7 protein-coding genes and 1 pseudogene are annotated in these 9,633 nt (G+C 31.3%); 1 reads left to right on the top strand and 7 read right to left on the bottom strand.

Going from position 1 to position 9,633, the window contains the following annotated elements; genetic code table 11:
• The 7 genes and pseudogenes from HMPREF9129_RS02590 to HMPREF9129_RS02560 all read right to left on the bottom strand — a co-directional run.
• Positions 1–247: pseudogene (locus tag HMPREF9129_RS02590) on the bottom strand (hypothetical protein); the annotation flags it as partial.
• Positions 248–272: 25 nt separating this feature from the next.
• Positions 273–2,102 carry a recombinase family protein gene (locus HMPREF9129_RS02585; protein ID WP_050794611.1) on the bottom strand — a complete coding sequence of 610 codons (1,830 nt, stop codon included), beginning with the start codon at positions 2,100–2,102 and terminating at the stop codon, positions 273–275.
• Positions 2,103–2,161: 59 nt separating this feature from the next.
• Positions 2,162–2,308, bottom strand: coding sequence for a hypothetical protein (locus HMPREF9129_RS11330; protein ID WP_001058407.1), 147 nt, complete (start codon positions 2,306–2,308; stop codon positions 2,162–2,164).
• Positions 2,309–2,776: 468 nt separating this feature from the next.
• A complete protein-coding gene (locus HMPREF9129_RS02575) occupies positions 2,777–3,187 on the bottom strand; it encodes a sigma-70 RNA polymerase sigma factor region 4 domain-containing protein (protein WP_040552198.1) in 411 nt (136 codons plus the stop codon).
• A gap of 258 nt (positions 3,188–3,445) precedes the next feature.
• Positions 3,446–4,807 (bottom strand): MATE family efflux transporter, encoded by a 1,362-nt coding sequence (locus tag HMPREF9129_RS02570; RefSeq protein WP_004820049.1) that lies wholly within the window; start codon positions 4,805–4,807, stop codon positions 3,446–3,448.
• Between the two features lie 15 nt (positions 4,808–4,822).
• Positions 4,823–6,541, bottom strand: a complete 1,719-nt coding sequence (locus HMPREF9129_RS02565; RefSeq protein ID WP_004820036.1) for an ABC transporter ATP-binding protein — start codon at positions 6,539–6,541, stop codon at positions 4,823–4,825.
• A gap of 9 nt (positions 6,542–6,550) precedes the next feature.
• Complete coding sequence (locus tag HMPREF9129_RS02560) at positions 6,551–8,284, bottom strand: ABC transporter ATP-binding protein (protein WP_004820034.1); 1,734 nt, start codon at positions 8,282–8,284, stop codon at positions 6,551–6,553.
• A gap of 230 nt (positions 8,285–8,514) precedes the next feature.
• Between HMPREF9129_RS02560 and HMPREF9129_RS02555 the strand changes: the two genes are divergently transcribed.
• Positions 8,515–9,489 (top strand): helix-turn-helix transcriptional regulator, encoded by a 975-nt coding sequence (locus HMPREF9129_RS02555; RefSeq protein ID WP_004820033.1) that lies wholly within the window; start codon positions 8,515–8,517, stop codon positions 9,487–9,489.
• Positions 9,490–9,633 lie beyond the last annotated feature (144 nt).

The following is a 9,633-nucleotide window of genomic DNA, read 5'->3' as shown; positions in this document are numbered from 1 at the left end:
ATATTATTCCTACTATGAGCTCATTTCCAAAAAAATCATATTTGCAAGATATATCTTCTGATATATAATTGAAACCTATTGTTTCATCACAGATTAAATCCCTAATCATTATGAGTCTATTCCCTTCCATATTTTTTAATATCAAAGGTATTTTATTTAAAGAATTTTTAAGATTCTGTATATTTATATTACTATTTTGATTTATCACGTTATTTATAAATTTATTTTTAAATTCTAAAAAGCTCATTATTATCCTTTAGTTAATACATAATTTACCAGTTATTTAGTTTTGTAAAATTTAAACTAAATCTCATTTTGACATCAATACGACACTCTCCACATGTGTTGTCTATTGGATAGGAACACAATTTATTGACCTCGTTGCCTGATTGAGGATACAATTTATTGCTGTCATTTTCCTCAACAGCTTTTGCATTTTTTCTTCTACTCTTAAATAATCGTCCATCTTGAGAGTCTTTTTTTCCTGTTTTATATATGATAGTAATCATTGCCGGATCAATTTCACCATCATCATTTGTCCCGCCAATTATAATTTTGTCTACTATACTTTCAAATACTGTCCTATCAAACTCTTCAAGATATTTATTAGACTCCAGTAACTTCTTAAACCCCTCCAGCCTTTTCTTCAATGCTTTTTCATCAGTCAAAGTTATCTCTAATGCTCTTTTTTCTTCAAGCAATTTTTCCTTACTTATAGATATTTCATTATATTTCTCTTGATATATGTCCATACTGATTGATTCATTAAGCCTTAATTCAACAAGGTCTTTTTCTTTCTTCAGTATTTTATCAAGTTGATTACTAATTTTCTTCAAGTCCTTTGCTAAGCTATTATCTTTTAGTTCTTCTTCCACAGTTTTTAAGAACTCATTTGTAATTTCTACATTATTGTGGCATACCTGACGATAACTTTCCATAAAAGCTTTTTCAATAGCTTCTTCCTCAATGCCTTTGCTTTGTGGGCAATGCTTCTTCCCGTTTTTAGTGGCATTGACGCATTGCCAAATTACTTTCTTATATTCAGAACTTGAGTGCCAATTTCTTCTTGAAAGCATATGACCGCAAAAGCCGCATTCCAGCATACTGCTGAAAGCATATTTTCTTGAATACTTTTCTCTTTTTCCACCATTATTAGCAACTGTATTTCTATTCTTCGCCCTTCTTAACCTAATTCCCTGAGCCTTTTCAAAATCTTCTTCTGAAATAATAGGCTCATGATGGTTTTCAATGTAGAATTTATCTTGTTCCCCAAAGTTATCCAATCTTCTTTTTGAAATAGGATCAACAGTGAATGTTTTACCCATCAGAAGATCGCCCTTGTATTTTTCATTCTTAATAATTCCCAAAACCGTAGTTTCAGTCCATTTTTTATATCCTCTTGGCGATAAATAACCTTGTTCTTCAAGCTCTCTGGAAATAACCATTCCGCCAACACCCTCAAGGTATCTTCTGAAAATATATCGTACAATCTCAGCTTCTTTTTCATTTATGGAAATACTCTTAGTTTCCGGATCATAGTCATAACCCAAGCAACCTTGAAACCCAACCATTTCTCCTCTTTCCATCTTCATTCTCAAGCCTTTTTTAACATTGGCTGAAATATTTTCTACTTCTTGCTGGGCAACTGAACTTAGAATAGTTAAAAGTAACTCTCCATCCATCGTTAAAGTATTGATGTTTTCTTCTTCAAAAAATACCGCAACATTATATTCCTTTAGCTTTCTAACATATTTCAAAGTATCTAAAGTATTTCTTGCAAATCTTGATATAGATTTTGTAATTACCATGTCTATATCGCCATTCATACAATCATTGATTAGTCTTTTAAAATCAATTCTTCTGTCAACCTGTGTACCGGTTATCGCTTCATCGGCATATATTCCTGCAAGTGTCCACTCATTGTTTTGCTTTATAAAATCTGTATAGTGTTCTACTTGAGAATTATAGCTGTTAATTTGATCTTCGGTATCCGTACTTACTCTGCAATAAGCTGCCACTCTCTTTATTGAGCGCTCTACACAGCCTGATGCAGTTCTTTTCAGTGTGGTATCACCTTTAATAACTTTAACATCCTTTTTCACTGCACCGCCTCCTTTTTGTATCTTTCTATGCAGTTCTATTATACCACACTTGCAAAACATTATAAATATAATTCTGTGGAGATATTATACTTTTTCATCAGCTTTAGTTTTATCTTTTTATATTCAATATCACTGAGCAAGTGCTTAGAAAGTAACATAGACAGCATAGATAATTGGAGGCTATATCTTAATAGTTCATTATTCATTCTAAATCCTCCTCATATAATTTTATCTAAAGTTTTATGACATTAACGGGTGCTTAGGATAAGCAACATTGGAATCTCACCACCGCCTCTGTTAAGATGAGCCGGCTTTCACTAAAGAAGTATCATTATCATTACTTAGATCATCACTTGCAAAGTTATCCTCGCTCTTTGCTTTAAGAAAATTTATTTATCGCTCGTTTCCTTATATCCTTGTCTTTGACAGTATTCATTTAAACCGAATTTCTTCAGCAGAAAAATTATGGCGTAAAATTTCTTTTGCTCACTAAGTAATTAAAAGTCCCGTCATGGTCTATTCAGTTGTCAAAGAGCAATATTTGAAAGGGATTGTTTTCTTTACATTTTCCTATTTGCCATAAGCAGGCACATCTCTTACTCAAGAAAGTAAAGGAGGTCAAACTCCCCTTCACTTTACATAAGGAAAATTTGACCCCTTTGGTTACCAAAGTTTTAAAGTTCTTCGATAAATTTTTTCAACTTTTCAAGAATTTTGTTTCTTCTTTTGATTAAAGCCGGATGTGTAATACTTTTGAGCTTTGCCACTGAACGAACCGTTTCATCATTGAAATACAGTCTTTCAATAATATCTCTTTCTTCTGCATTAAGTCTTGATATAGCATTTCTAACTGCTTCAATCATCATCTGTGTTTCCACAATCTTTTCTACATCAACGCTTTCATCAACAATATTATCTACAAAGTGTCCATCATGATCCAATGATGAAAAAAAGAGCAAGTGGTTTTTCTTGTCCACCTGCTCTAAATACTTTTCGTGTTCTTTTTCTCGCCAGTAGACTTTATATATCTGCTCGCTGACTTTAACCTTTTGCCCGTTGACATAAAGGTAATATTCCTTTGGCATTTTATTTCCTCCATTTCTTTTTTTGTCTGCGTTTTTAGACAAAAAAAGGAGGACTTCTGCACATAGGCATAATAAGTCCTCTAAAATGAAAGAAACTTGCTCTTTCCCTGTATTTTAAATTTAATTTTTTATGATAATTACCAGTATCAAAAAGGGCTATTGTTTTTTTCTATATGAATAACAGACCCTAAATAATACATAGCAATTACCTCCATTATTTAATCCATTTTTCTTCACCCTCGCCTTTAAAAATATGCATTAAATCACTCCTACTTTTTCAGAATTCTTTTTTCTACTTATTGTTTTATGCACACTTATTGCAAATGGTATTGTTATAAGCGTTGTTATAAAATCCGAAACAGCTTGAGAGTATATAACACCGTTTAATCCGATAAACTGGGGCAAAACCAGAATTATAGGAATAAATACGATTCCTTGTCTACAAATATTCAAAAAGCCACCCTCAAGAGCTTTGCCCATTGAAAGATACAATGTAGAGTAAGTAAATTGAAATCCAAATGTAACAAACATTATTACACCTGCCCTTAATGCAGGAACCGCAATTTTTAGAACATCCTCACCAGTTCCAAATATTGATAATATGCTTGGTGCAAAAATATAAATAATAACAGTCCAAGCTACGCAAAAAATATTAGTCCATTTTATACAGCATTTAATTGCCTCATCTAATCTTGTATAATTTTTCGCTCCGTAATTAAAACCTGCTAACGGTTGCAATCCTTTCATATATCCAAACACTACATTTGTTCCTAATGTAACAATTCTGAGAACTATTCCCATAGCCGCAATTGCTTCTTCTCCATATAATGATGCAGACGAAGATATTTTACTGATAGATATACTTGAAAACACCTGTAGTAGAAACATAGAAATTCCTACTTTTAGAATTTCTTTATAGATACCGGATGTAGGCTTAAAATTAATTAGTCTTATTTCAAGAAAACTTTTCCCTCCTTTGAAATAAAACAGATACATTAAACCTGTTACCAATTGGGAAATTAAAGTTGCAATGGCAGCTCCTTTTACACCTAAATCAAACTTATAAATAAAAACTGGATCTAAAATCATATTAAGTACGGAACCTACAATCATTGCTTTCAAAGAAACTTTAGCCGCTCCTTGTGATACTGCTATATTTCCTGAAGTTACATTTATTGTGCTAAATATTGCACTTGCGATAAATATACCGGCATATATCTTTGCCATATCCATAATCGAAGGAATAGCACCCATGAATTTTAGAACTTCAGTTAAAAACAGAAGTAAAATCAATCCTACTGTTAAACCAATAACAGCACTTGAAAATATTGACACTGTTGCAACAGTATCTGCTTCTTTCTTATTTTTTCCTCCTAACAAACGAGAAATATATGAACCTGCTCCCGCACCAAAAGTTAAACCTATTCCGGAAAATATTAATGAAATAGGAAACGCAACGGATACAGCGGCAACTGCTTGTTTTCCTAAACCAGATACAAAATATGTATCCACGACATTATATAATGCCATCACCAACATACTTATAACCATTGGCATCCCAAGTTTAAAAAGTGCCTTTGTTATATTTTCTTCACTCATAATTTTTACTTTATCGTTCACTTTATACTCCCTTCATCAGTCTTTTTTTGATTCTATTTGTTTTGTTATCATCTTGTAATAATGACCCTTTTTCTCAAATAATTCTGCATGATTTCCAATCTCTTCTATCTTTCCTTTATTCAGCAAAATGATTTGATCTGCATTTTTTATCGTATGAAGTCTATGTGCGATAACAAACACTGTTTTCCCTTTTATTAAATGCTCAAAGGCTTTGTTAATCTTCATTTCATTATCCGCATCTAATGATGCAGTAAATTCATCCAATAGTAATATTGGAGCATTTTTCAAAATAGCTCTGGCAATACTAATTCTTTGCTTTTCACCTCCAGAAAGAGAGGTTCCTCCTTCAGCGACTTTCGTATTATATCCCTCCGGTAATGAAGCGATAAAATCATGACAACAGGCTATTTTTGAAGCCTCTACTACATCGTCATAACTTGCATTCGGATTTCCTATCAGAATATTGTTAAATATAGTATCTGATAACAAAATATTTTCTTGGAACACAGCTCCAACTGAAGCTAATAAACTATCAGGATTGATATTTTTAATATTCTTATCGCCAATTAAAATTTCTCCATTTGTTACATCCCAAAATCTTGCAACTAAATTCATTATTGTACTTTTCCCTGCCCCAGATTCACCAATTAGAGCCGTTACACTTCCTTCATTTGCCGTAAAACTTATATTATGCAATACTTCTTTATTATCATCGTATGAGAAAGAAACATCTTTAAATTCCACAGAATAGCTATATATTTCATTTTGCTTATTATCGAAGTCAAATGTTTTATACTTCATAACTTCACTCAAATTATTGGAAGCAATTTTCAGACTTTTTAGCATAATATAGTATCTTTCAAATGAGCTTAAAATCCCTGATAAAGCAATTCCCATAACCATAAAAGCGATAAGTGATTCTCCTTTAAAATCTCCTGCTAAAAATAAATAGCCCCCACCCAACAGAGTCATTGGAATTATGAAATTCACTAATGAAGCATATAGTGCTGTCGGTATTGCCAACTTCATTTCAGTGCCAATACCATTTTTTCTCACTAAATCCATATTGTTTTTTAATCTCTCGAAATTTGATGCCTGCATATTATATGCTCTAAAAACCTTAATACCTCCTATATATTCCAGTACATTGGAAATCATAGTTTCATTTATCCTTCGTTTATCTATTTCCAGTGTTTTGGCTGTTTTTTCTCCAAAGATTAAGATAGGAATGGAAATAAAAATCATAAAGCATTCTGCAAGAGCCAGTTTATAATTGATAAAAAATGTACCAATTATCAAAAATATACACATCGTTGCCATTTTTATTAAGAATGGCAATGTGTGTGAAAGTAGTCCTTCAAAACTTGTCAAATCATTTGTTAAAGTATTGATTAAATATCCTTTGTTATTTTTATTAAAGTATCCTAAACTTAATTTTCTAAAATGATTAGCTAATTTAATTCTCAATTCTCCTGTAATCTCAAAAGAATTTTCAAAAGACATTAAGTAACTTTTTCTATATGCTAAAATTCTCAGTATCACAGCCGCCAGACATACAACAGTATATTTGACTACGCCGTTCATATTTAATGTTCCGTTGAAAATATCAATAATCGTCAAATACAAAATAAAATATGTCACCATACTTCCTAAGCTGTCTAAGCACATAAGAAATATAGGGAAATATAGTTTTCCAAAATTTTTTCCTATCAATTTTTTTATATCCTTAACCATACTATCCCCCTACTCAACATAATTTTGTATATAAATATTCCACATATCTGCATAATGTCCGCCTAAATCAATAAGCTCATTATGTGTCCCTTGTTCAACAATTTTCCCTTTTTCAAAAACCACAATTTTATCAGCCTTCTTTATTGTGTGCAGTCTGTGAGCAATCATAATCACTGTTTTATTCTTTAATAAGTTCCCTAATGCAATTTGAATCTTATGTTCATTTTCAATATCGGAATAAGATGTCGCTTCATCAAAAATAATAATCGGGGCATCCTTTAAGATCGCTCTTGCAATGCTGATTCTCTGCTTTTGACCTCCAGATAATTTAAAACCTTTATCACCAATTTTAGTTTTATATCCATCAGGCAAGCCAGAAATAAAATCGTGAATTTGAGCATTTTGGGCAGCATAATATACTTCTTCTTCATTGACATTTAAGCCCATTCTGATATTTTCAAATAATGTATCCTCCATAATAAATACATCTTGAAAAACAAAAGAAATTGATGCCATAAGCGAGTCCGTACTTAATTCATTAATTGGAATACCGGATATTCTAATTTCGCCACTGTCAATATTCCAATACCTTCCTATCAGTGTCGCAGCAGTCGTTTTACCTGCTCCCGATTCGCCAACAAATGCAGTAAATGATTTAGGCTCTATCTTCATTGAAATATTTTTCAATACAAAGTTGTTTTCATCATATCCAAAATTCACATTTTCAAATTCTATTTCTAACGATTCTGATTTAACCCTTTTTTCGCTGTTTTTTTCAACAGGAGCAGAAAATAATTTCTTTATATTTACAAGCCCGCTATTTAGCTCTATTCTTCCCATAGCGATATTGAACAAATTAAAAAATGTTCTATAAAAACACATCGTCAATAACATAAATACAAGTAATTCTTGTGATGAAATCAATTTATTTAAATATAAATAGCCTCCAATAGGTAAAGTAAATAGCACTCCTGAATCTAAGATTACAATCGTGAATGCGAGTGGATAACAAGAGCATTTAGCCATATCTTTAAGACATTCAGTATATTTTTTTGATGATTTGCTTAAGCCGACAAACTTATCTGCTGTCAGTCCGAACATTTTTATTATGGACATACAGTTCACATATTCATTCGTTACTCCCATCACCTCCGAAAATGTATTGGTATACTTCATTGTTAAATCCGGATATTTTCTCATCATGAATGTAGGCAAAAAAACACCCACAATAACGGGTATTATCATAACCAATGTCATCCAAAGGTTTATATTAAACATTAATACAATCGCTATAACAGGAATTACTATTGCCTGAATTATCTCAACTAAATTATGTGCTATAAAGACCTCAAGTTTTTCTATATCGTCAAATAACGCTGCTTTTAGTTCTCCTGTTGATTTATTGTTGAAAAATCCCAAATTTACTTTTGATAGATATTCCAATGCTTCCATTTTTAAACGGTGCATTATGTTGTAGGCTGCGACATGAGTACATATCATTGTTGCCGACATCAAAATATTTTGTAAGATGGTCGATATAACCATAACCAATGACCACATCAATACTGTATGAATGTTTAGAGTCTTACCTATTAAAGATAAAATCATCTGATACAAGATAACATAGGGTGTAAATGATAAAACTCCACTGAATATCCCTAACAATACACCTATAAAAATTTTGATTTTTTCATATTTCAACAATGAAAATATACTTATGTTTTTTTCATCAAGTCTTTCCATGTTCTCTCACCTCTTTATCGTTTATTATCACTAATAGGGTATGCTAAAGAAAAAAATAAATCAACATATTGAATTTCATAAATAATCTGGTCTAAATATAGATATGGCCCTTTATTTAAGCTATTTTTATCATTTTTACTGTTCAATAAATAAAAATATCGTGATATAAATTTGGTTGATTGTGATATTAAATTATGGTAGAATGATATAATGATAAGGAGGTGTGTTTCATGAAAAAAACAGTCATTGAATATTACGAAGAGCTTCCACAAAATTTGCATTTTTATAAAATAGAAGAAGAGTCAACATTAGGTAATAATTTCTACCGAATGAATGCCGAATATGGTTGTGGTAGTGTGCAAGTAATGAATTTCCACAATCAATTTCTAATTATTATTGCCGACTTTATCCCAAGTAACAATTTTGAAAAGGTATCTGAAATAGAAGAAGAATATTTTGAAATCAGTCAATTTGAAACAGATTCCAGTTATTTCAAAGTAGACGGAAAAAAAGTGAAACAAGTAGATAAGGGAATTTGTTGTTATGCAAATACAAGAAAAAGTGCCTATGCTTTTTGTGAGTCAAACAAATCAACCTGTTTTACAAAAGTAATCATAACAAAGAAATACTTTGATTCATTTTTAGAAGAAAGATTTGGTAATGCCTATGAAACCTCAAAAGATGCTTTAGACTTTCTTGTAGAAAACCCCAACTCTCCGGAATTAAATTTTGTTTTTCAGCAAATAAAAGATTGTCCTGCTGTTGGAAATACCAGAAATTTATATATGGAAGGAAAGGTAATTGAAATACTTTCGCTTATAACAAACACGATAGAAATGAAAAAAAATCGTCCTCATATTTCTGTAAAATTAGATCGTAAAGACAAGCGTTCATTGAATAAAGTTATTACATTCATGAAACATAATCTTTCATCCTATCCTTCTATTGAAGAATTGTCTAAAATAGCTAATATGAGCTGTTCTCGTTTCCAAATGGCTTTTAGACAAGTATACGGGACAACTGTTTACGAGTATCTAAAAGTAATGCGGATGAATTATGCTCTTCTTTTATTACAGGATACGGATGATAAGATTTATCATATCGCTCTAAAAGTCGGATACAAAAATGCAGGGCATTTCGCAAAAATTTTTAAATCAACATTTAAGATGAGTCCTATGGAATATCGTAATATTCACCATATATAGCATATATGGCATCATGATATTTTTTATATATATCACAATATTTTAATTTATTGTTCTTGTACCTCTTCTTAAATCCTTATTTTCAGCGGTTAAACAGGGGCTTTTATCGTTTTTTTAATGAAACTAATCGCCCTTGTTTATAAG

This window comes from Peptoniphilus indolicus ATCC 29427 (genome assembly GCF_000227315.1).
GTDB classification, from domain to species: domain Bacteria; phylum Bacillota; class Clostridia; order Tissierellales; family Peptoniphilaceae; genus Peptoniphilus; species Peptoniphilus indolicus.
Note: the sequence above shows the minus strand (reverse complement) of the source record. Positions and strands in the feature narration are given on the sequence as shown.

Excerpts from the sequence above, each read along its gene's own strand:
- HMPREF9129_RS02560 (WP_004820034.1), bottom strand. The coding sequence starts at position 8,284 with ATGGAAAGACTTGATGAAAAAAACATAAGTATATTTTCATTGTTGAAA.
- HMPREF9129_RS02555 (WP_004820033.1), top strand. The coding sequence starts at position 8,515 with ATGAAAAAAACAGTCATTGAATATTACGAAGAGCTTCCACAAAATTTG.
- HMPREF9129_RS11330 (WP_001058407.1), bottom strand. The coding sequence starts at position 2,308 with ATGAATAATGAACTATTAAGATATAGCCTCCAATTATCTATGCTGTCT.
- HMPREF9129_RS02565 (WP_004820036.1), bottom strand. The coding sequence starts at position 6,541 with ATGGTTAAGGATATAAAAAAATTGATAGGAAAAAATTTTGGAAAACTA.
- HMPREF9129_RS02575 (WP_040552198.1), bottom strand. The coding sequence starts at position 3,187 with ATGCCAAAGGAATATTACCTTTATGTCAACGGGCAAAAGGTTAAAGTC.